Below are 21,663 nucleotides of genomic sequence, written 5' to 3'. Positions count from 1 at the left end.
CCGTGCCCGTCTTCGTCGTCGGGGCCAACTACCGCAGCGCGCCGCTGGAGCTGCTGGAGCGCCTGGCCATCGACGCCGAGCGCCGGCCCAAGGCCCTGGCCAGCCTGCTCGACCTGGAGCACGTCCATGAGGCGGTGGTCGTCTCCACCTGCAACCGGGTCGAGGTCTATGTGGCCATCAGCCGCTTCCACGGGGCCGCCGCGGAGGTCAGGCGGTTCCTGGCCGACTTCAACGGTCTCGGCCTGGGGGAGCTCACCGACCACCTCTACGACTACTACGAGGAGCGGGCCGTCCAGCACCTGTTCGCGGTGGCCGCCGGGGTCGACTCGATGGTGGTCGGGGAGGCCCAGATCCTCGGCCAGGTCCGGGAGGCGTTCCAGGCCGCCCAGGCCGAGCGGTCGGCCGGGCCGGTGCTGTCGGCCCTGTTCACGCGCGCGATCAAGGTCGGCCGTCGGGCCCGCAACGAGACCGGCATCGGCGCCGGGCTGGTGTCGACGGTGACGGTCGGGCTGCGGGTGGCCGCCGGGCGGCTCGACGGGCTCGCCGGGTGCCGGGTCCTGCTGGTCGGGGCGGGTGGCCTGGCCCGCCTGGCCGGCCGGGCGCTGCGTGAGGCCGGGGCCGGCGAGCTGGTGGTGGCCAACCGCACCATGGCCACCGGGACCGCCCTGGCCCGTGCCCTCGGCGGCCGGGCCGTGCCCCTGGACGCGATCGCCGGCGAGCTGGCCGCGGCCGACCTGGTGGTCGCGGCCACCGCCGGGACCGTCCCGACGGTCACCGCGGACACGGTGGACGCGGCCGTGACCGGCCGTGATCGCCCCTTGGTCGTCCTGGATCTCGGCGTGCCAAGGGACGTCGAGCCCGGGGTCCGGGAGCTGCCCGGGGTGGTGCTGGCCGACCTGGACGCGCTCCGGGCCGTGCTCGAGACCGACGAGGGGCCGCGCCGTGAGGTCGAGCGGGTACGGGCGCTGATCGGCCAGGAGACGGCCGCCTTCATGGGCGGCCAGCGCGAGGCCCGGCTGGCCCCGACCATCCGCGCCCTGCGGGCCAGGGCCGAGCAGGTCCGCCAGGGGGAGCTGGCCAAGGCGTCGGCCAGGCTGGCCGGCCTGGACGCCCAGCAGCGGGCCGCGGTCGAGGCGGTGACCCGGGGCCTGGTCAACAAGCTGCTCCACGACCCGATGGTCCGGGGCAAGTCCCTGGCCGCGCGTCCCGACGGCGACCTCTACGTCGCCGCCCTGCGCGAGCTCTACGGCCTCGACCTCCGCGCGGGCGACGATGAGCGCTGACGGTCCGGGGCTCGAGCGGCCAGGCGGCGGGCCCGGGCCGGACAGGGCCCTGCGGCTGGCCACGCGGGGGAGCGCGCTCGCCCTCGCCCAGAGCCGGCTGGTGGTCGACGGGCTGCGGGCGGCCTGGCCGGAGCTGCGGGTCGAGCTGGTCACGGTGGTCACCGAGGGCGACCGGCGCCGCGACGTCCCGGCGGCCGCGCTCGGCGGCAAGGGCATCTTCACCGCGGCCGTGCAGGCGGCGGTGCTGGACGGCCGGGCCGACCTGGCCGTGCACTCGGCCAAGGACCTGCCCGCCGCCCAGGTCCCCGGCCTGGTCCTGGCCGCCGTGCCGCCGCGCGACGACCCGCGCGACGTGCTCGTCGGCCGGTACCGCCTCGGCGGGCTCGACGACCTGGCCCCCGGGGCCAGGGTCGGGACCGGCAGCCCCCGCCGGGTCGCCCTGCTGCACTGGCTCCGGCCCGACCTGGAGCTGGTGCCGATCCGCGGCAACGTCGACAGCCGGGTCCGCCGGGTCCACGCCGGCGAGCTGGACGCGGTCGTCCTGGCCGCCGCCGGCCTGCGCCGCCTCGGCCTGGCCGCTGCCTTCCCCCCGGCCACGGAGCTCCCGGTCGGGCCGGCCTCGACCTCGGGCGGGGAGCCCTCGGTCGGGCGCGGGGACGCGGCCGTCCCGCTCGACCCGGAGACCTTCACGCCAGCCCCCGGCCAGGGCACCCTGGCCGTCGAGGCCCGCGAGGACGACACCCACGCCCTCGGCCTGCTCAGCGCCCTCACCCACCGCCCGTCGCGGGTCGCCCTGCGGGCCGAGCGCTCGTTCCTCCAGCGCCTCGGGGGGTCCTGCACGCTCCCGGCGGGCGCCCTGCTGCGCCCGAGCGACGCCGGTCCCCTGGAGATCCAGGGGTTCCTCTCCGCCCTTGACGGCAAGGGCCTGGTCCGCGAGCGCCTGCGCGGCCCCGCCGACGACCCCGAGGGCCTCGGCCGCACCCTGGCCGACCGCCTCCTCGACGCCTGCGGCCCCGAGGTCCGCGCCCTGGTCGAGGACAGCCGGCGTTGACGGCGCGGCCGCTGGCCGGGCTGACCGTGCTCGTGCCCCGGGCCCGGGACCAGGCGAGCGACTTCTCGGCCCTGCTGCGGGCCCGTGGCGCCGAGCCGCTCGAGGTGCCGACGATCGAGATCCGCCCGGTCGCCTCCACCGCCGCCCTCGACCAGGCGGTCGAGGCCCTGGCCGCCGGCCACTTCGACTGGGTCGTGCTGACCAGCGTCAACGGCGTGGCCGCCCTCCGCGCCCGGTTCGACGCGCTCGGCCAGGACCCGGCCGCGCTCGCCAAGGCCCGCGTGGCCGCCGTCGGCCCCGCGACCGAGACGGCCCTGCGCCACTGGGGCGTCGAGCCCGACCTGGTCCCCGAGGTCGCCACCACCGCCGCCCTCGCCCAATCGTTCCCCCCGGGTCCGGGGGCGACCACCGCGGCCTCCGGCCGGATGGTTCCGCCCGGCTCGGGCGACGTCCTGCTGGCCAGGGCCGACCTGGCCAACCCCGGGCTGGCTGTCGTCCTCCGCGACAAGGGCTGGCGGACCACGGAAGTGGTCGCCTACCACACCGTCCCGGTCGGCACCCTCGACCCCGCGGCCCGCCGCCGCCTCGACGCCGGCGAGGTCGACTGGGTCGCCTTCACCGCCTCCTCGACCGTCGAAGGCTTCCTCCGGGGCTACGGCGGCCCACCCCCGCCCGGGATCCGCGTGGCCGCCATCGGCCCGGTCACCGCCGACACCGCCCGCGCCGCCGGCATCCGGGTCGCCGCCACCGCCACCGAACACACCATCCCCGGCCTGGTCGCCGCCATCGAGCGCGCGGTCACCCCCTGACCCATCTCGGCCACGGCGGTGCCAGGCGGGTCAGGGGTGGTCCAGCATGCTCCGGCTCGCCCGGGGGGGCTTGGCCCTGAGCGCGCAACTCCAAGGTCCGCCTGGCACGGTGCTCGGATCTCGGGCCCCATGCGCTCGCCTGTCACGGTGGCCGGGGTTGTGGATGGCCGACCGCATACTCCGACCCGGCTCGGCTACGCTCCCCCCCGGGGGACTGAGTGCCGGGCCGGGTCGTTGAAGGGCGTCCCCGTTCGGGGAGAAAGGCCCGACCATGGTCGGGGAGCGCGTCGGGTCGGAGCGCATCGGGTTCAAGGCCGGATCACGGTGCCGGGCAAGGGGCCCAAGGCCCCGGCCAACCGTGCCAGGCGAGCGCAGGGGCCCGAACAACGCCCCGCCCCCCCAGCAACCCGGTCCCGTCCCGGCTCAGTCAACCTGGCACGCCGGGGCGGAGTAGGGTAGGTCCGACCAGACGGAACGAGGAGACCAGATGGAACCTGCGCCGTTTCCGGTGAGCCGGCCGCGGCGGCTGCGCGGGAGCCGGGTGCTGCGGGAGCTGGTGCGCGAGCACGACCTGTCGCGTCGCGACCTGGTGGCGCCGCTGTTCGTCAAGGAGGGGATCGGCGAGCCGGTGCCGATCGCCTCGATGCCCGGGTATGCCCAGCACAGCCTGGACAGCCTGCGCAAGGAGGCGGCCGAGCTGGCCGGGCTCGGCATCCCCGCCCTGCTGCTGTTCGGGATCCCGGCGACCAAGGACGCCGAGGGGTCCCAGGCGTGGGCGCCCGAGGGGATCATCCAGCGGGCCCTGCGGGCCCTCCGCGCCGACCTGGGCGGGGACGTCGCCCTGATCGCCGACCTGTGCCTGTGCGAGTACACCGACCACGGGCACTGCGGCGCCCTGGGCCCGGCGAACCCGGGTGCCATGGGCGAAGGGCCGGTGGTGGCCAACGACCCGACCCTGGAGCTGTACCGGCGCATCGCCGTCGCCCAGGCCGAAGCGGGGGCGACGGTGATCGCGCCCAGCGGCATGATGGACGGGCAGGTGGCCGCGATCCGCTCCGCCCTCGACGGGGCCGGGTTCGCCGACACCCCGATCCTGGCCTATGCGGCCAAGTACGCCTCCGGGCTGTACGGCCCGTTCCGGGAGGCGGCCGAGGGCGCGCCCCGGTTCGGCGACCGCAGCGGCTACCAGATGGACCCGGCCAATGGCGACGAGGCCCTGCGCGAGGTCGCCCTCGACGTCGCCGAGGGCGCCGACATGGTCATGGTCAAGCCGGCCCTCGCCTACCTGGACGTGCTCTGGCGGGTCAAGCAGGCCTTCGGGCTGCCCACCGCCGCCTACCACGTGTCCGGCGAGTACGCGATGGTCAAGGCGGCCGCCGAGCGCGGCTGGGTCGACGGCGAGCGGGTCATGCTGGAGGTGCTGACCAGCATCCGGCGGGCCGGGGCCGACCTGGTCGTCACCTACTTCGCCCGCGACGCAGCGCCGCACCTCTAGGCCTGGGTGTTCCACGTGAAACCCTGGCGGGTCGAACCACGGGGACGGTTCGAGCAGCAGACCGTCCGGAGCCGGGTGCTGGAGGGCAACCCGCTCGGCGACCCGGCCGAGCGGCCGCTCTGGGTGTACCTGCCCCCCGGCGCCGGCGACGACCCGGGCCGTCGCTACCCCAGCATCTACGTGATCCAGGGCTACACCGGCCAGGTCGACATGTGGTGGAACCGCAGCGCCCTGCGCCCCACCGTGCCCGAGCTGGTCGACGAGCTGTTCGCGGGCCCGGGCCCTGGGACCGGCACGGACGCGGTCCCGCCGCCGGCGGTGATCGTATTCGTCGACTGCTGGACCTCGCTGGGCGGCAGCCAGTTCCTCAACTCGCCGGGTACCGGCCGCTACCTCGACTACCTGTGCGACGAGGTGGTGGCGTTCGTGGACGAGCGCTACCCGACCCTCCCGGCCCGCGAGCACCGCGGCATCGCCGGCAAGTCGAGCGGCGGCTACGGGGCGATGGTGACGCCGATGCTCCGCCCCGACGTGTTCGGCGCCCTGGCCAGCCACGCCGGCGATGCCCTGTTCGAGCACTGCTACCTGCCGGACATCTCGCACGCGGCCCGGGCCCTGCGCGATTCCTACGGCGGCTCCTACGAGCGGTTCTTCGCCGACTTCGCCGGACGGCCGGCGTTCTCCAAGGAGGACGACGGCGCCCTGATGAACATGTGGGCCATGGCCGCCTGCTACTCGGCCGAGCCCGACGGCACCGTGACCCTCCCCTTCGACCCGGCCACCGGCCGGCTCCGTGACGAGGTGTGGGCCCGCTGGCTGGCCCTGGACCCGGTCCGCATGGCCGCCGGCCACGCCGCCGAGCTCCGCTCCCTGCGCGGCGTCTACCTGGACGCCGGCCGCCGCGACGAGTACTGGCTCGACCTTGGCGCGGCCGCCTTCTCGGCCGAGCTGGACGCCCTCGGGGTCGACCACGTCTTCGAGCTGTTCGACGCCACCCACGCCGCCATCGAGTACCGCTACCCGAAGGGCCTGGCCTTCCTGGCCGACCGGCTGGGGAGCTGAACGGCGTGCACGGCCCGTTTGAACTCGTCATCTTCGACTGCGACGGCGTGCTGGTCGACAGCGAGCGCCTGTCCATCCGGGTCGAGACCGAGTACCTGGCCGAGCTGGGCTGGCCGCTGACCGAGGCCGAGATCGTCGAGCGGTTCATGGGCCAGTCGGACGAGTACATGGACGAGGCGATCGAGGCCCAGCTCGGGAGCCGGCTGCCCGGCGACTGGAAGGAGCAGTTCCAGCGCCGCTACCGGGAGGCGTTCGCCGCCAGCCTGGTCCCGGTCGACGGCGTCGTCGAGGCGCTCGACCAGATCACGGCCGCGACCTGCGTCGCCTCCAGCGGCAGCCACGACAAGCTCCGCTTCACCCTGAGCCGCACCGGCCTCTACGAGCGGTTCGAGGGCCGCATCTTCAGCGGCTACGAGGTCGCCAACAACAAGCCCGCCCCCGACCTGTTCCTCCACGCGGCGGCCCGCATGGGGGCCGAGCCGGCCCGCTGCGCCGTGGTCGAGGACACCCTCTACGGCCTCATGGGGGCCAGGGCGGCCGGCATGCGCGCCTTCGGCTACGCCGGCGGCCTGAGCTCGCCCGACCGGCTGGCGGGCGAGGCCACGGTGGTCTTCCACGACATGCGCGACCTGCCCCGGCTGCTCGCCGACGGCCGCGGCTAGAACCTGCCGGCGCGGCGCAGGCGGCGGGGGCGGCCGTCGGGGTCGACCAGGAGCTTGTAGACGGGCAGGGCCCACCAGGCGGCCCAGGGCTGGACCCGGCCCGGGTCGTGCTCGATGGCCTGGCCGGGTGGGCGGGGGCCGCGGCGGCCGGCCTCGTGCCAGGCGGCCAGGGCCGCGGCCGCCCGGCGCCAGGCGTCGAAGCCTTCGACCGGGTCGAGCAGGTCGCCGTCGTCGTCCGGGCCCCGCCCGAGGTGCTCGCGCCACAGTTGCAGCCGCAGCTGCCGGGCGAACGTCCGGGCGCCATCCCCGAGGCCGGCGGGGTCGCGCGGCTCGCGCTCGTCCAGGGTCTCGTCGAGCACCGCCGCCGACAGCTCGCTGTCGTGGGTCCAGGAGCGGCGATTCAGGTTGTCGGAACCGACCGCCGCCCACACGTCGTCGATCACGCACACCTTGGCGTGCACGTAGATCGGGGTGCCGTCCTCGTTCTCGAGGTCGTAGACGGCGACCCGGTCGCCGCCGGCCTCCCGGACCGCGTCCAGGGCGGCCTGCTGGCCGATGCGGTTGGGCGGGCCGCTCATGCGCCCGTCCTGGTCCGGGTAGCGGGGGACGACGGCGATCAGCCGCAGGTCGGGCGAGCGGCGCAGCGCGTCGGCCAGCGCCTGGGCGATGTCCTCCGACCACAGGTACTGGTCTTCGAGGTAGATGAGCCGGCGGGCCCGCCACAGGGCCTTGAGGTAGGCGCGGGCGATGCTGCGCTCCCCGGACGGGGCGAACGGCAGCGCCGGCCGCTTGGCCGGGTAGGTCCGCAGCACCTGGACGGCGTGGGGGCCGGCCGGGGCCGGGTCGCGCAGCATCGGCGGCAGCGGGCTGGGGTGCCGCGGCTGGTCGACCCGCCTGGTCAGCCGGGCCCGCCACGGGTTGCGGTGGTCGAGCGGGGTCGGGTCCTCCCACCGTTCCCGGAAGGTGACCGACAGGTCGCCGATGGCCGGGCCCCGGACCTCGAGCTGCACGTCGTGCCAGGGCGGGTGGTCGCCGTAGCGCTCGTCCATCTCGACGGCCTGGGGGTCGCCGAGGTGGCGCTCGTCGTCCCGGCGCCCGTGGCACAGGTCGATCCCGCCCATGAAGGCGACGTCGTCGTCCTCCCGGTCGGGGTGGCGGATCAGGACCAGCTTCTGGTGCTGGCTGCCCGGGCCCCGGACCCGCTCGTCGAGCAGGATCTCGCCCCCGGCCTCGTTCACCACCTCGCCCAGGTGCAGGTTCGCCTCCTCCTGGAAGTGGGCCACGTCCGGGTGGGAGCGCCACAGCAGGCCGCGGACCTGCACCCCCCGGCCGGCCAGCTCGGCCAGGACCTTGCCGAGCTCGGTACCCTCCCCGTCCAGGAGCTCGTCGGTGTCGCCGCGCCAGTCGGTGATGCCGACCAGGTCGCCAGGGCCGAGGTCGCGCAGGGCGGCCAGCAGCCGCGGGTAGTAGGTGGCCCCGTGGACCAGCGCCTCGACCCGGTTCCCCTCGGTCCAGGCCCGCCCGTCCCCCCGGCGCCGGTCGATGCCGGTGCCCCGGTTGCCACGCTCCGAAGCGGTGAGGAACCAGCTCTCGATGGTCATCGGCGACGCCAGCTCTCCACCGATTCGCCTCCCGCCGCGGTCCCTGATCCATGTGGGGGGCTCGCTCCCCCCACGGCCCCCCAAGAGCGCCTGTGCCATGCTTGCCCTTGCCCCTTCCCGACCGCAAGGAGCGTACCTCGTGCGTCACCGCCGCATCGGCTCGGCCGACCTCGTGGCCAGTGAGGTCGGGCTGGCCGTGTGGCCGCTGGTCGCCGGGCCGGGGGCGCGGTCCGACGAGGACGTCGCCGGCCTGCTGAAGGCGGCCCTCGACCTCGGGATCTCCTACTTCGGGGCCAGCGACAGCGACGGCGACGGCCGCGCCGAGGAGCTGCTCGGCCAGGCCGTGCGCGGCCACCGGGACGAGGTCACGGTGGCCACCACCTTCGGCTACGACACCACCCCACGACCCTGGGAGCCGGCCCCGACCGTGCCCCGCCACGACTGGTCGGCCGCCTTCGCCGGCCGCGCCCTCGACCGCTCGCTGGGGCGGCTGCGCCTGGAGCCGGTCGACCTGTGGCTCCTCCACCACCCGGGCATGGACGCCGTCGAGTCCGACGCGCTCTTCGAGTTCCTGGAGGCGCAGGTGGCCAAGGGCAAGGTCAGGTACTACGGCGTCGCCCTCGGTCCCGGGCCCGGCTGGGGCGACGAGGGCGCGGCCGCCCTCCAGGAGCGGCGGGTCGCCGCCGTCGAGACCGTCTACAACCTGACCGAGCAGGACCCGGGCCGGGAGCTGGCCGCCCTGGCCGCCGAGACGGGCGCCGGCCTGATCGCCCGTGACCCCCTGGCCCCGCGCCTGGCGGCGGCCGACCGGGCGCGGCTGGAGTTCCTGGAGCGGGACCGCCACCAGACCCTCGACCAGGCCCTGCTCCGCTTCGCCCTGGCCGACCCGGCGGTGGCCACGACCCTGCCGGAGGTCCACGACCACGGCCACCTGGCCGAGCTGGCCGGCGCGGCCGACCTGGACCCGCCGACCCCCGAGGACCTCGACCGCATCGCCGAGCTACGCGAGGGAGGGGCGAGTTGACCGGAACCGAGCGGAGCGAGGCCCTGTTCGAACGGGCCTCCAGGGTCATGCCCGGCGGGGTGAACTCGCCCGTTCGGGCCTTCGGCGGGGTCGGGGGGACGCCACGGTTCTTCGTCCGAGGCCGGGGGCCGTACCTGGAGGACGTGGACGGCACCCGCTACGTCGACCTGGTCTGCTCGTGGGGACCGCTGATCGCCGGGCACGCCCATCCCCGGGTGGTCGAGGCGGTGCAGGCCGCCACCGCCCGCGGCACCTCGTTCGGCGCCCCCACCGAGGCCGAGGTCGAGCTGGCCGAGGAGGTGGGCCGCCGGGTCCCGGCCGTCGAGAAGCTGCGCATGGTCAGCTCCGGCACCGAGGCCACCATGAGCGCGGCCCGCCTGGCCCGGGCGGCCACCGGCCGGCCCAAGCTGGTCAAGTTCGCCGGCTGCTACCACGGCCACGCCGACGCCCTCCTGGCCGCCGCCGGCTCGGGAGTGGCCACCCTCGGCCTGCCCGACTCGGCGGGGGTCACGCCCGCCCAGACGAGTCACACCATTGTCATCCCCTACAACGACGAACCCGCCCTGGCCGCCGCCTTCGACACCGACGGCGACCAGATCGCCGCCGTGATGGTCGAGCCCATCGCGGCCAACATGGGGGTGGTCCCGCCGACGCCGGGATTCCTGGCCGCGCTGCGGTCCCAGACCCGCCGGGCCGACGCGCTGCTGATCCTGGACGAGGTCATGACCGGCTTCCGGGTCCACCGCGGCGGCGCCACCGGGCTGTGGTCGCTGGAGCCGGACCTGCTCACCTTCGGCAAGGTGCTGGGCGGCGGCCTCCCGGCGGCCGCCTACGGCGGGCCGGCCGAGCTGCTGGGCCTGGTCGCCCCCGAGGGACCCATGTACCAGGCCGGCACCCTGTCCGGGAACCCGCTGGCCACCGCCGCCGGCCTGGCCACCCTGTCGCTGCTCGACGACGACGCCTACCGGCACCTCGACGCCCTGGCCGGAGCCCTCTGCGACGGGCTCGAGGACGCCTTCGAGGCGGCCGGCGTCCCGGCCCGGGTCCAGCGCGCCGGCAACCTGTTCAGCGTGTTCATGACCGCCGACGAGGTCGGCGACTACGAGGCCGCCCGGGCTCAGGACACGGCCACCTACGCGCGTTTCTTCCACGCCATGCTGGACCGGGGCGTCTACCTCCCCCCCAGCGCCTTCGAGGCCTGGTTCGTGTCGATCGTGCACACCGACGCCGAGGTCGACCGGGTCCTGGCCGCGGCCCGGGAGGCGGCCAAGGCGGCCGCCGCCAGCGCTCAGCCCTCCCGGTAGCCGACGTGGACGTGGCCCTGATGGCCCTCGTCGGAGAAGTAGGGGCGGCGGCCGATCTCGAACGGCGAGCCGATCTCGGACGGCCGCAGCGGGCCCTGGAGCCCGTCGAGCCACAGCACCAGCTCCCGGGCCGCCGGGCTGGCCCGTGACACCGGCCGCCCGTCGACGACGTCGATGTCGACGGCCCGCCACACGGTGTGGTTGGAGACCCGGGTGGTGCCCTTGACGAACCGGGAGTGGCCCGAGCGCAGGCAGCTCAGCCGGACGTGGTGCCGCTCGGCGATCACCGCCAGCAGGGACTGGACGCGCAGGTCGAGCTTGCCCGAGGCCAGGTCGGTCTTGGGGTCGCAGCCGCGGCTGGACGTGCTGGTGATGCGTTTGTTGCGGACCAGGGCGAGCACGAACGGGTCCTTGGAGGGGGACGCCACCGGCGCCGTCGAGGTGTAGCGGCCGGCCAGGGTCACCACCTCGTGCACGTACCAGCAGGCGTTGTTGTAGCGCTTGAGGGCGACGTGCAGGGCGGCCGAGCCGAGCACGCTCGGGCAGGGGTCCTGCTGGATCCGCTCGGGGCGGGCCAGGCCGTCGCCGCAGAGCTTGCGGGCGGCCGCGGGCACCGCGTGGGCGGGGTCGTAGACGTGGGCCACGACGCCCGTGCCCCAGGTGTCCCAGGTGCTCGGCCGGCCGTTGCGGATGTTGAACTGCATCGGCCCCGCGCAGCAGCCGAAGCGGTTGACGCCGCTGCGCACGCCGGGGGCCGAGGAGCGCCCGTGGTCGGACTCGATCTTGCCGATGGCCGCCAGCACCTGCCAGGTCAGGCCCTTGCAGGTCGCGGCCGCGTCGGCGTAGAAGCCGAGGTAGCGGCGGGGGATGTCGGACAGCGCGAAGGCGCTGGCGCCGGCCTGGGCGGCCGGCTTGGAGCGGGCCGGCTTGTCGGGCTTGGCGCCGAGGGCCTTGGCGATCGAGCGCCCGACCGACTTGGGCACGTCGGCCAGAGGGAATCCGGGCGAGGCGCGGCTGCTGAGCATGGCCAGGGTCAGCAGCGCGACCAGCACGGCTCCGGCCTTGGTGCCGACGGTCCGCCTCACGGCACCTTCCAGCCCGACGAGCCCTTCCGGACGGTCACGTAGTCGCTGGGCATCCGCGGACCGGCCTCGGCGACCACCAGCACCTGGACCTCCTTGGCGCTCACCCGGCGCTGCTGCAGGGCCCGCACCTTGTCCACGGCCACCTTGTGGCGGGCGGCCCACCAGGCGGCCGCGACCTCGGCCGGGGCCGCCGACTGCTTGGCCCGGACCGGCGCCGCCGCCATCTGCCGGCTGGCGGCGCCGGTCCCGGTGCCAGCCGCCCCGTCCGTGGCCAGGCCGCCCGCCGCGCGGAAGCTGGCGGCCGTGCGGGGCTGGTCGGGGGAGTCGTACAGCCACCCGACACCCACCACCAGCACCAGCGACAGGGTGGCGGCGGCGAGCAGCCGGCGGCCGAGCGGCGTCGCGGCCAGCCGCATCGGCCAGGCCAGCAGCCAGGCGGCGGCGCGGGCGCCCTCGCCTCCGGGGGCGACGACGACCGCCGGACGGGACGCTCGGAAGACGGTGGACTCGGCGTTCATGCGATCAGCTCCTCTGGCCGTTCGCGGCGGGGGCCGGGCCCGCGGGGGAGAGACCGAGGCCCTGGCGCCGGCGGGTCAGCCAGCGCCCGAGCAGGAAGGCGGCCAGCGCCGGCCAGGTCGACCCGGCCAGCAGCAGGCCCACGTACTCGTCGGAGGCGTGCAGGGTCTCGGCCGCCCGCACGACCACGAACGACAGCAGCGACGCACCGGCCAGCACGGCCACGGACCCGAGCAGGGGCGCCACCAGGAAGCGGACGAGGAGACGGCGCTGGCGGCGGCCGGCCACGGCCAGCGGCAGCGCGAACACCCCGCCCAGGCAGAGCACGAACAGCAGGGTCTGGGCGCAGGCGGCGACCATGGCCAGCGCCCCCAGCCCGACGGCGAACGGCAGCACGTAGCCGAGCGCCGAGGTGGCGATGAACGCCCGCTCGGGCCCACGGCGCCCCACCGCCCAGTCGTTGACGGCGGACACGTTCTTGCGCAGCGAGGCGAGCACGCCGGCCTTCTTGGCCGGCGCGGCGTCGGCCAGCACCGCCGACCCGGTCTCCATGCGTGACAGCGGGTGGGCCACGTACGACTTCCAGTACCGGGTGAGCAGGCGGCGCTGGGTCGGCTCGGCGTCGCGGTGGGGGCCGAGGGCGCCGTCGGGCGCGACCCGGCTGACCACGGTCAGCATGGCGTTGGGGACGGCCACGCCGGGTCGCGCGGCCAGCTCGACGCTGGTGTAGGGCCGGGTCACGACCACGGTCGCGACGACCAGCAGGAGCCCGGCCACGGTCAGGCTGCGCCAGGCCGGGCGGCGCACGACCCCCCACGCGACCAGGCCGAGCAGGGCGGCCTTGGTGGCCGCCTCCAGCCAGGAGGCGTTCTCGGCCCGCCAGCCGCCGACCGAGTCGGCCGCCCCGGCCCCGACCAGGACGTCGAACAGGCTCAGGCGCAGCATATCGCGCTGGCGCTCGATCGAGGACTTGGCCAGCCAGGCGGTCGTCCGGATGGCCGCCTCGGCGTAGGCGTTGAGCGCGCCCCGGCCCTGGATGTCGACCTGCTCGCGCTGATAGTCCCAGGGGTCGGGGTCGCCGGCGACGTCAGGGGCGCCGGGGTTGGCCACCACGACGGTGGCCAGCAGGATGAACCCCACCGCCAGGTAGCGGAAGAGCAGCGTGCGAAAGCGCACCTGGCCCCGGTCGAGCGGAGCGACCTCCGGGATGCGGGTGGCGCCGTCCGTCAACCCGACCCGGCTGCGCACGGCGGTCCTGTCCACGGCTTCCCCTTCGCGTGAACGTTGCTAGCCGAGTCGAACAAATGTTCGAATCAAACGTATGTTCGCTCCTTTTCCCCTGGTAGTCAAGTGGAGCGGAGGGGATAGGAGCGGCTAGCCCGCAGGCAGCTTGGGGATAGGGTCGGGGGCGCTCACGACCCGGCGGTAGGGCTGGGGCGGGGTGACCACGGCCTCCTCCAGGAGGCGGTAGAAGAGCAGGCCACGGTGCGTCGAGCTGCGGCGGTTGAACCGGAAGGTGAACTCGTCCAGGTACCAGTCGAGCTGGGCGGGCGAGGCGGCGCCGTGGTGGGTGCCGCGCAGCCAGCCGGCGAGGGCGCGCTCGACGGCGGGCAGGTGGCTGAGGGACGGGGCCCGCTCGGTCATGAAGCCGAGCTCGGCCAGGGGCCACCAGCTCTCCAGGCGAACGGCCCGGACCAGTGTCCCCGGCTCCACCACCCGGCCGAGGAAGGCGACCAGCTCGCCGCCCGCCCCCGAGGGCAGCCGCTGCATCCGGACCCGCCCGGGCGTCGCGCCCCGGTCCTCGAGGGCGACGGCGGCCGTGGCCGGGAACGACCCGCCGGCCGGGTCCGGCCGCGCCGGGGCCGCCACCGTCCCGATCTCGACCCGGCCCACCAGCTTGGGCCGGCCCGAGCGGACCATCGCCCGCCGGAAGCGGTGCAGCATCGTCCAGGCCGTCTCGTAGCTGCCCAGGTCCAGCGCCCGGGCCAGCTGGCGGGCGGACACGCCCTGCTCGGCGGTGGCGACCAGCCAGGCGGCGGCAAACCACTGGCGCAGCGGCGTCCGCGTGCCCTGGAACAGTGTGCCGGCGGTGACGGTGGTCTGGTGACCGCAGTCGCGGCAGACGAGCCGCTGGCGCGACCCGCGCCAGGGCGCCCGGGCCTGCCCGCAGGCCGGGCAGAGGAACCCGTGCGGCCAGCTGAGGCGCTCCAGGTAGCGCAGGCAGGCCGCCTCGTCGGGGAACCAGGCGAGGAACTGGTCCCAGTCGGTCGGATAGTCGCGCCCGGCGACCGGGTGGTCCGGGGTCGCCAGGGGGTCCACGGCCGCGTCGCTCAGTCGCCGGCCAGCAGCTCGGCCCGGCGGGGCCAGGCCCAGGTGAACAGGCCGACCGTGCCGGCGCCGGTGGCCAGGTTGCGCACCAGCTCGGCCAGGCCCCGCTGGCTGGCGAACCAGACGCCGTGCTGGAGGTTGTAGAGGACGTCCACGGCCAGCAGGAAGCCGCCGGCCCCGCCCGCGGCCAGCAGCCACAGGAGCGCCGTGGGACGGTGGCCGGCCAGGGCCCGGGCGCCCGCGACCAGGCAGAAGGCCAGCCAGGCGTCGGCCAGGACGAACGCCGCCTGGAACTCGTAGTAGGCGGGCCGGGTGTCGCTGCCCAGCAGGGTCCGGTCGAGCAGCCAGGCCGCCCAGTAGACGACCAGCAGGGCCGCGCCGGTCACCAGGGCGCCGGCGACGCGTCGCCGTCCTCGCTCGGTGACCTGGTTCCGCTGGGCCGCCAGCGCCATCCAGCCGTCTCCTTCCTCCCGCCAGGCACAGGTAATCTTGCCCCCTTGCCCCCACAAGAGGGAAAACGACAGGTCTAGAGGCCGCCGGTGTGCTGCACCGGCCAGACGGTGAGCACGGCCCGGCCGACCAGGGCCGAGCGGTGGACCTGGCCGAAGCTCCTCGAGTCGGCCGAGTCCTCGCGGTTGTCGCCCATCACCCAGAGGTGGTCTGGCTTGATCCGCACCTTGTCGAAGTCGGAGGTGAAGGTGCCGGGGCGGAGGTAGGGCTCGTCGACCACGGCGCCGTTGCGGATCAGGTGGCCGTCGCGGCCCTCGAGCTCGTCGCCGGGAAGCCCGACGACCCGCTTGATCAGGTCCTCGTTGCCCGGCGGGGTGCCTCCGAGCCCCTGGGCGACCGCCCGCCGGACCCAGGAGATGGGGCCGCTCGCCGGGGGCTGGTCGGCGCCGGTCGGGCGCAGGAAGACCACCACCTGGCCGTGGGCGGGGTCGCCGAGGCGGTAGGCGAGCCGGTTGACGACCACACGGTCGCCCACGTCCAGGGTCGGCTCCATCGACCGCGACGGGATGAAGAAGGCCTGGATCAGGAACCCCTTGACCAGGATGGTCAGGATCAGGGCGGCCCCCAGCAGGAACGGCAGCTCGGCGAAGAAGCGGCGCCGGGTCCGCCGGGCAGCGTTACGGCGGCCGTGGATGCGCTCGACGCGGGAGGGCTGGACGCGGATGGTCTGGCTCAGCGCCCGACCTCCGGGGACCGGAGTCTTGACATGCCGCCTCCATCGGCCGGACAGGCCGTCGGCTTGACGCGGTCCACCAGGCTAACCCTCCTGGCCGTAGGGATACCACCACGGCTTGCGGTTGGCCCGGGCGTCGAGGTGGACGTGCTTGGTCTCGCGGAACGCCTCCAGGCCCTCCGGTCCCAGCTCGCGGGCGTTGCCGGACATCTTCATGCCGCCGAACGGGCCGGCGTCGTTGTCGGTGAGGGGGTCGTTGAACCAGACGGTGCCCGCCTCCAGCTCCTCCATGCAGCGCAGCACGTAGTCCATCCGGCCCGTGTAGACGTTGGCCCCCAGCCCGTAGGGGAGGGCGTTGGCCCGCGCGATCGCCTCGTCCAGCGAGCCGACCCGCTGCACGGGCGCGACCGGCCCGAAGGTCTCGGTGGTGAGCAGGTCCATGGCGTCGTCCACGTCCACCACCACCGTCGGGGCCAGGAACCAGCCCCGCTGGTGCCCGCCGTGGTCCCCGCCGGCCAGGACCCGGGCCCCGGCCGCCACCGCCCCGCCGAGCTGGCCCTCCACCTTGGCCCGCTGGGCCTCGGCCACCATCGGGCCGACGTCGGTGGCCGGGTCGAGCGGGTCGCCCAGCCGCAGCCCCTTGGTCACCGTGACCAGGCGGTCGACGAACTCGTCGAACACCGGCTCCATGACGTAGAAGCGCTCGGCCGACGTGCAGACCTGGCCCGCGTTCAGGTAGGCCGCCCAGGCGGCGCCGGGGGCGGCGACCGCCAGGTCGACGTCGTCGCAGACGATGAACGCGTCCTTGCCGCCCAGCTCCAGGTGGGTCCGCTTGACCCGCTCGGCGCAGAGGGCGCCGATGCGCTGGCCGGTCTCCACCGACCCGGTGAAGGCGACCAGGCTGGTCCCGCCGTGCACGACCAGGGCCTCGCCGACCTCGGCCCCGCCGGTGACCAGGTTGACCACGCCGTCGGGGAGCCCGGTGAACGCCTCGGCCAGGCGCAGGGTGGCCAGCGGCGTGTACGGCGACGGCTTGACCACCACCGTGTTGCCGGCGGCCAGGGCGGGGGCGACCTTCCAGGCCAGCAGGAGCAGCGGGTAGTTCCAGGGCACGATCGTGGCCACGACCCCGACCGGCTCCTTCAGCACCAGCGAGAGCTGGCCCTCCTCGACCGAGGGGATGACCCGGCCGCGCTCGTGGCGTCCCAGCTCGGCGTAGTAGGTGAAGGCGTTGGCCGTCCAGCCGACCTCGTCGGTGTTCTCGACCAGTGGCTTGCCGCCCTCCAGGGCCATCAGGCGGCCGAGCTCGTCGGTGTGCTCGCGCAGCCAGGCGGCGACCCCGTGGAGCAGCTCGCCGCGCTCGCCGGCCGGGGTCCGCCGCCAGGCACCCAGCGCGCCCCTGGCCGCCTCCACGGCCGCGCCGACCTGGTCGGGCGAGGCCGACGGCACCTCGGCCAGCGGCTCCTCGGTGGCCGGGTTGGCGACCACCTCGACCGCGCCCCGGCCGGGCAGATCCGCCCCGGCGACCCACATGGATGTCCTCATGGACGTGGAGGGTACCCGCCCGGCGGCACCTTCAGGCCGAGGCGGTGGCCAGGGCCTGGTCGAGGATGTCGAGCCCCTCGGCCAGCAGCCGCTCCTCCATGACCAGGGGGGCGAGGATGCGCACGACGTTGTCGTGGATGCCGGCCTTGAGGGTGAGCAGCCCGTTGCGGGCCGCCTCGGCCACCACCTGGCTGGTCTCCTGCCTGGCCGGCTCCTTGGTCTGCCGGTCGGTGACCAGCTCCATGGCCATCATCGCGCCCAGCCCCCGGACCTCGCCCACGATCCGGTGGCGCTCGCCCAGCTCGCGCAGGCGCCCGTCAAGGGTCTCGCCCATCCGCCGGGCCCGCTCCAGCAGGTCGCCCTGCTCGAACAGCTCGATGGTGGCCAGCGCGGCCACGCAGGCCAGCGGGTTGCCACCGTAGGTGCCGCCGAGCCCGCCGGGGCCGGGGGCGTCCATCAGCTCGGCCCGCCCGGTGACCGCGGCCAGGGGCAGCCCGGCCGCGATCGACTTGGCCGACAGGGTGAAGTCGGGCTCGACGCCCGGGTGCTGCTCGGTGGCGTACAGGGTGCCGGTGCGGCCGAAGCCCGACTGGACCTCGTCGGCCACGAACGGGATCTCCAGGCGCCGGCACATGTCGGCGATCCGCTCCAGCCAGCCGGGCGGCGGGGCGATGAAGCCGCCCTCGCCCTGGACCGGCTCCACGATCAGGCAGGCCACGTTCTGGGGCCCGACGTGGACCTTGATCTCCTCCTCGACGTAGTCGGCGCAGGCCAGACCACAGGTGGAGTGGTCGAGGTGGAAGGGGCAGCGGTAGCAGTAGGGGTAGGGCATCCGGTAGATCTCGCTCGGGAACGGCTGGTAGCCCTGCTTGTAGGGGGTGACCTTGCCGGTCATGGCCAGGGCCAGCAGGGTGCGGCCGTGGAAGGCGTTGTCGAACACGACCACCCCGGGGCGGCCGGTGGCGGCCCGGGCGATCTTGACCACGTTCTCGGTCGCCTCGGCCCCCGAGTTCACCAGCAGGGTCCGCTTGTCGTGGTCGCCGGGGGTGATCCGGTTGAGGGCCTCGGCGACGGCCACGTACGGCTCGTTCATCACCGCGTGCTGGCAGGTGTGGAGGTAGCGCTCGACCTGGTCCTTGACCGCCTGGGTGACCGACGGCGGGGTGTGGCCGGCGTTCAGCACCCCGAGGCCGCCGGTGAAGTCGATGAAGCGGTTGCCGTCGACGTCCTCGATGACCGCGCCGTGGGCGGCCGCCGCGTACACCGGCGTCATGGTGGCCACGCCCCGGGCCACCGCCCTGCGCCGCCGCTCCTCCAGGGCCTGGCTGCCCGGCCCCGGGACGGCACCGGCCAGTTTCCGCTCCTGCGGCATCGACATTCGGAACACCTCTTCCTCGGGTCGTCGTTGGCCTGATCCATCGGGGAGCTCCGCTACGCTGCGCCCCCCGAACCCCCCGCGGCTGCGCCGAGGCTTCGACCCCTCTCGCGGGTGATCAGCGTGACCTCCATGTTGCGGGTTGCCAGCTCGGCCAGGAAGGGCTCGGGCGGGACGGCGTCCTCGGGGGCGAGCACGCCCGGCCGGTCGATCACCTTGGCCGCCAGGAGCTGGGCGACGATGCTGGGCGGCACGCCGGTGTCGAGCTGGCCGCTGCCGGCCTGCCAGGCCGGGTGGGGCCGGACCACGAGCTCGGCCAGCCGCTCGACCGGAGCGCCCAGGAGGTCAGGGGATGCTTCGCGAGGGGCGAGGGCCGGATCCCCCGACGGTCCGGCCCGTCGCCCTCGCACCCGGACCCAGATCGCCTCGGCGTCGTCCGGGGCGGCCTCGGGGCCGGGCGTGGTGGCGGTCGTGGTGATGGCGTGGACGAGCAGCTCGCGCGGGACCACCGTGCCGCTCGGCAGCTCGACCGGAGAGGTATCGGCAAGGCCGAGCGCCGTCAGGAGGGTCAGCTTGTCCATGAAGTCGGCCGGGAAGCCGACCTTGAACGACACCGACCGGATCCCGCGGTCGGCGAAGTGCAGCGGCAGGGTCGCGATCTCCGAGTGCAGCGTGTGCCCGACCCGGACCCGCCCCACCGGCGGCGGGAAGTCGAGCTCCTCCTGCTCGCTCATGGCCGGCACCTCGACCAGCCGGCCGTCGCGGAAGGTGACCGCCGGGACGGCGAACTCGTCGAGGATCGTCTGGATGGCGTACGGCACGGGCACGGGGGCGCTGGAGGGGGCGAAGTCGGCCACGCCCAGGCGGACCTCGACCTCCTCAACGGTGTCCAGCCCGCGGGCGGCCAGCGCCGCCAGCACGTTGGTGATGCCGGGGCTGCCGCCCATCCCGACCACGGCCGTGACCCCGGCGGCCACGAACCGGTCGTGCAGGGCCAGCTGCCTGCGGGTGGTGTGGAACAGGCCGCCCAGGTCGACGTAGTGGGTCCCGGCGTCGAGGCAGGCCTCCATCACCGGCAGGTTGAGGGCGTACACGGCGCAGTTGCAGACCACGTCGGCGCCGTCGAAGGCCCGCCGCAGCGCCTCGGGGTCGCCGGCGTCCAGGGTGAGGCCGCTGACCTGGGCGGTCCCGTTGCTCCCGGACCTGGCCGCCGCCCAGCCGGCCGCCTCCCGGGCCCGCGCCCCGTCCAGGTCGGCCACCACGACCTCGTCGACGCCCTCGGATTCGGTCAGGTCGCGCACCGTCCAGCGCCCCATGGCGCCGGCGCCACCGACCACGACGACTCGCATCAACACCTCCGGATAGACCCGCAGGCTGTCAGCCGGGCAAGTCCACGCGGTAGTGCCCTCCCGTCCAGCTTCCGGGTACGCTGTTGTACGTTTCGGCGTAGAAGGGGGACCGTGGCCACCACCGTTGCCGACCTGCTGGCGATCGACGAGCTCCGCCTCGGCCTGGTCGCCGGGGCCAAGGGGCTGGAGCGGCCGATCCGCTGGGCGCACGTGTCCGAGCTGCGGGACCCGACCCGGTTCCTGCGCGGCGGCGAGGTGCTGCTCACCACCGGGCTGGGGCTGCGCGGCGCCCCCGCCGGCCAGGCCGCCTACGTCGAGCAGCTGGCCAGGGCCGACCTGGCCGCCCTCGGGATCGGGCTCGGGTTCGCCTTCAAGGCCACCCCGCCGGCCGTGCTCGAGGCGGCCGACCGGGCCGGCTTCCCGGTGTTCGAGGTCCCCTTCGAGGTGCCGTTCATCGCCATCACCGAGGCCCTGTTCTCCCGCCTCGTCAACGAGCAGTACGTCCTGCTCCAGCGGGCCGGGACGGTCCAGCAGACGCTGTCGCGGCTGCTGGTCGAGGGGGCCGGGCTGGACGCCCTGCTGGAGGCCTACGCCCGGATGACCGGGACCAGGGCGCTGCTGCTGGACGAGCGCGGCGAGGTGATGGCGGCGGCCCGGGGCGCCACCGCCGTGCTCCCGCCCCGCGCCGTCTGGGCCGAGATCCAGGCCCTGCGGCCCGAAGGCAACGAGTTCTCCCTCAGCCTGTCGGACGAGGGCGGCAGCCGCACCCTGCTGCCCGTCCTGGTCGGGGGCGGCCCGGCCGGGTTCCTGGTGCTGCACCGGGGCGCCCGCCCCGAGCCCTTCCACCAGGTGGTCGTCCACCACCTGGCCACCGCCGTCGCCCTGGAGCTGGCCAAGGCCCAGGCGGTGGCCAGGACCGAGCGCCGGCTGGTCGGCGACTTCCTCGACGCCCTGCTCGAGGGGGAGCTGTCGGCCTCCGAGATCCGCCGGCGTCTCCGCTTCCTCGGCCTCGGCGCCTCCCCGGCGATCGCGGTGCTGGTGGCCAGGCGGGAGGAGCCCGACGGCGCCGAGGCGGCCGTGGAGGCGCTGCGGCTGCTCGTCCAGGACCGCCTCTCGCGCCGCCCGGCGCCGTACGTGCTCAGCACCCAGGACGCCTCGGTGGTCGCCCTGTTCGAGGCGGCCGACCCGGCCGAGGCTCGCGCGGCCGCCGACGCGGTGGCCGAGGCGGTCCTGGCCAGGGGGCTGGGCGCCCGCTTCGGCCTCGGCATGCCCGAGGCCGACCCGCGCGGCCTGCGCCGCGCCTACCAGGAGGCCCGGTTCGCCCTTGAGGCGGCCGGCCCGGCCACCGGGCCCGGCGAGCGGCGGGTCGCGACCGTTGCCGACCTCGGCAGCCACCGCCTGCTGCTGGCCAGGCAGGAGGACGCCGCCCTGGAGGCCATCTCCCGCGGCCTGCTCGACCCCCTGGCCGACTACGACCGGCGCCACCACGGCGACCTGGTGGCCAGCCTGCGGGCCTTCCTCGAGCACAACGGCAACTGGGAGGCGGCGGCCAGGGCCCTGGCCGTGCACCGCCACACCCTGCGCTACCGGATCCGCCGGATCGCCGAGCTCACCGGCCGCGACCTGGACCGGGCCGGCGACCGGGTCGAGTTCTGGCTCGCCCTCCAGGCCGCCGACGTGCTCCATGGCCGGGGCTTCGGGGACTGATACCTACGGTGACGAATTGGCAGCCAGGAGCCCCGCGCGGTGCCGGTTCGTACATGGACGCCCCGGGGCGGAATGCTAGCGTCCATATGTTCCCGTGTGGTCGAATCGGCGGATCGGCCGCCTGAGACGAGGGACGAGGCGATGGCAGACACGACGGTCCAGGCGGGCGCCCGCCGGGCCGTCCCTGAAGAGGACGGCCTGGCCGCGATCGAGCTGGTCGGGGTGGAGAAGGAGTTCACCGCCGGGGGCCACGACGTCCGGGCTGTCGAGCGGGTTGACCTCAG

The 21,663-nt window shown here is 75.2% G+C and carries 19 protein-coding genes; 9 read left to right on the top strand and 10 right to left on the bottom strand.

Annotated features, from left to right (window positions below; translation table 11 throughout):
* Nucleotides 1-2 precede the first annotated feature (2 nt).
* The 6 genes from VF468_20125 (at nucleotide 3) to VF468_20100 (ending at nucleotide 6,362) form a co-directional block, all read left to right on the top strand.
* Nucleotides 3-1,283 carry a glutamyl-tRNA reductase gene (locus tag VF468_20125; GenBank protein ID HEX5880597.1) on the top strand — a complete coding sequence of 427 codons (1,281 nt, stop codon included), beginning with the start codon at nucleotides 3-5 and terminating at the stop codon, nucleotides 1,281-1,283.
* The gene (gene hemC, locus VF468_20120) at nucleotides 1,273-2,334 is read left to right on the top strand and encodes a hydroxymethylbilane synthase (protein ID HEX5880596.1); all 1,062 of its coding nucleotides are present in this window, start codon (nucleotides 1,273-1,275) and stop codon (nucleotides 2,332-2,334) included. The genes VF468_20125 and hemC overlap by 11 nt, the downstream gene beginning before the upstream one ends.
* A complete protein-coding gene (locus tag VF468_20115) occupies nucleotides 2,331-3,143 on the top strand; it encodes a uroporphyrinogen-III synthase (GenBank protein HEX5880595.1) in 813 nt (270 codons plus the stop codon). The genes hemC and VF468_20115 overlap by 4 nt, the downstream gene beginning before the upstream one ends.
* Before the next feature lie 487 nt (nucleotides 3,144-3,630).
* Nucleotides 3,631-4,638, top strand: a complete 1,008-nt coding sequence (gene hemB, locus VF468_20110) for a porphobilinogen synthase (GenBank protein ID HEX5880594.1) — start codon at nucleotides 3,631-3,633, stop codon at nucleotides 4,636-4,638.
* Between the two features lie 15 nt (nucleotides 4,639-4,653).
* Entirely contained in the window at nucleotides 4,654-5,700 is a 1,047-nt protein-coding gene (locus VF468_20105) for an alpha/beta hydrolase-fold protein (protein ID HEX5880593.1), read from the top strand.
* A gap of 5 nt (nucleotides 5,701-5,705) precedes the next feature.
* Complete coding sequence (locus tag VF468_20100) at nucleotides 5,706-6,362, top strand: HAD family hydrolase (protein ID HEX5880592.1); 657 nt, start codon at nucleotides 5,706-5,708, stop codon at nucleotides 6,360-6,362.
* Here the strand turns inward: VF468_20100 and VF468_20095 are convergent.
* Nucleotides 6,359-7,963: a phospholipase D family protein gene (locus VF468_20095; GenBank protein ID HEX5880591.1), complete on the bottom strand. Its 1,605-nt coding sequence runs from the start codon at nucleotides 7,961-7,963 to the stop codon at nucleotides 6,359-6,361. The two genes, VF468_20100 and VF468_20095, sit on opposite strands and share 4 nt — an antisense overlap.
* Nucleotides 7,964-8,102: 139 nt before the next feature.
* Here VF468_20095 and VF468_20090 point away from each other — a divergent pair, with 139 nt between their 5' ends.
* Together VF468_20090 and hemL are read left to right on the top strand one after the other, a co-directional pair.
* Nucleotides 8,103-8,987 (top strand): aldo/keto reductase, encoded by an 885-nt coding sequence (locus VF468_20090; protein HEX5880590.1) that lies wholly within the window; start codon nucleotides 8,103-8,105, stop codon nucleotides 8,985-8,987.
* Complete coding sequence (gene hemL, locus VF468_20085) at nucleotides 8,984-10,291, top strand: glutamate-1-semialdehyde 2,1-aminomutase (protein HEX5880589.1); 1,308 nt, start codon at nucleotides 8,984-8,986, stop codon at nucleotides 10,289-10,291. The genes VF468_20090 and hemL overlap by 4 nt, the downstream gene beginning before the upstream one ends.
* On the opposite strand, the gene VF468_20080 is transcribed toward hemL, so the two are convergent.
* The 9 genes from VF468_20080 to VF468_20040 form a co-directional block, all read right to left on the bottom strand.
* Complete coding sequence (locus tag VF468_20080) at nucleotides 10,276-11,376, bottom strand: hypothetical protein (GenBank protein HEX5880588.1); 1,101 nt, start codon at nucleotides 11,374-11,376, stop codon at nucleotides 10,276-10,278. The genes hemL and VF468_20080 overlap by 16 nt on opposite strands.
* Complete coding sequence (locus tag VF468_20075) at nucleotides 11,373-11,894, bottom strand: hypothetical protein (protein HEX5880587.1); 522 nt, start codon at nucleotides 11,892-11,894, stop codon at nucleotides 11,373-11,375. Before VF468_20075 ends, VF468_20080 begins: the two co-directional genes overlap by 4 nt.
* A 4-nt stretch (nucleotides 11,895-11,898) precedes the next feature.
* Nucleotides 11,899-13,155, bottom strand: a complete 1,257-nt coding sequence (locus VF468_20070; protein HEX5880586.1) for a hypothetical protein — start codon at nucleotides 13,153-13,155, stop codon at nucleotides 11,899-11,901.
* A gap of 111 nt (nucleotides 13,156-13,266) precedes the next feature.
* Nucleotides 13,267-14,202 carry an IS1595 family transposase gene (locus VF468_20065; protein HEX5880585.1) on the bottom strand — a complete coding sequence of 312 codons (936 nt, stop codon included), beginning with the start codon at nucleotides 14,200-14,202 and terminating at the stop codon, nucleotides 13,267-13,269.
* A gap of 20 nt (nucleotides 14,203-14,222) precedes the next feature.
* Nucleotides 14,223-14,672 (bottom strand): hypothetical protein, encoded by a 450-nt coding sequence (locus tag VF468_20060; GenBank protein HEX5880584.1) that lies wholly within the window; start codon nucleotides 14,670-14,672, stop codon nucleotides 14,223-14,225.
* Nucleotides 14,673-14,746: 74 nt separating this feature from the next.
* Nucleotides 14,747-15,298 carry a signal peptidase I gene (lepB, locus tag VF468_20055; protein HEX5880583.1) on the bottom strand — a complete coding sequence of 184 codons (552 nt, stop codon included), beginning with the start codon at nucleotides 15,296-15,298 and terminating at the stop codon, nucleotides 14,747-14,749.
* Nucleotides 15,299-15,487: 189 nt separating this feature from the next.
* Nucleotides 15,488-16,948, bottom strand: a complete 1,461-nt coding sequence (locus VF468_20050; GenBank protein ID HEX5880582.1) for an aldehyde dehydrogenase family protein — start codon at nucleotides 16,946-16,948, stop codon at nucleotides 15,488-15,490.
* A gap of 31 nt (nucleotides 16,949-16,979) precedes the next feature.
* Entirely contained in the window at nucleotides 16,980-18,326 is a 1,347-nt protein-coding gene (gene gabT / locus VF468_20045) for a 4-aminobutyrate--2-oxoglutarate transaminase (protein ID HEX5880581.1), read from the bottom strand.
* 53 nt (nucleotides 18,327-18,379) lie between these two features.
* Nucleotides 18,380-19,672 (bottom strand): saccharopine dehydrogenase NADP-binding domain-containing protein, encoded by a 1,293-nt coding sequence (locus VF468_20040; protein ID HEX5880580.1) that lies wholly within the window; start codon nucleotides 19,670-19,672, stop codon nucleotides 18,380-18,382.
* 111 nt (nucleotides 19,673-19,783) lie between these two features.
* Here VF468_20040 and VF468_20035 point away from each other — a divergent pair, with 111 nt between their 5' ends.
* Nucleotides 19,784-21,379: a PucR family transcriptional regulator ligand-binding domain-containing protein gene (locus tag VF468_20035; GenBank protein ID HEX5880579.1), complete on the top strand. Its 1,596-nt coding sequence runs from the start codon at nucleotides 19,784-19,786 to the stop codon at nucleotides 21,377-21,379.
* Nucleotides 21,380-21,663 lie beyond the last annotated feature (284 nt).

The sequence above is a fragment of the Actinomycetota bacterium genome (genome assembly GCA_036280995.1).
Taxonomy (GTDB): Bacteria; Actinomycetota; CALGFH01; order CALGFH01; family CALGFH01; genus CALGFH01.
Note: the sequence above shows the minus strand (reverse complement) of the source record. Positions and strands in the feature narration are given on the sequence as shown.

What these genes read in the sequence shown, in the direction of transcription:
- VF468_20060 (HEX5880584.1), bottom strand. Translation starts at nt 14,672, where the DNA reads ATGGCGCTGGCGGCCCAGCGGAACCAGGTCACCGAGCGAGGACGGCGA.
- hemB (HEX5880594.1), top strand. Translation starts at nt 3,631, where the DNA reads ATGGAACCTGCGCCGTTTCCGGTGAGCCGGCCGCGGCGGCTGCGCGGG.
- VF468_20075 (HEX5880587.1), bottom strand. Translation starts at nt 11,894, where the DNA reads ATGAACGCCGAGTCCACCGTCTTCCGAGCGTCCCGTCCGGCGGTCGTC.
- VF468_20095 (HEX5880591.1), bottom strand. Translation starts at nt 7,963, where the DNA reads ATGACCATCGAGAGCTGGTTCCTCACCGCTTCGGAGCGTGGCAACCGG.
- VF468_20050 (HEX5880582.1), bottom strand. Translation starts at nt 16,948, where the DNA reads ATGAGGACATCCATGTGGGTCGCCGGGGCGGATCTGCCCGGCCGGGGC.
- gabT (HEX5880581.1), bottom strand. Translation starts at nt 18,326, where the DNA reads ATGTCGATGCCGCAGGAGCGGAAACTGGCCGGTGCCGTCCCGGGGCCG.
- hemC (HEX5880596.1), top strand. Translation starts at nt 1,273, where the DNA reads ATGAGCGCTGACGGTCCGGGGCTCGAGCGGCCAGGCGGCGGGCCCGGG.
- VF468_20040 (HEX5880580.1), bottom strand. Translation starts at nt 19,672, where the DNA reads ATGCGAGTCGTCGTGGTCGGTGGCGCCGGCGCCATGGGGCGCTGGACG.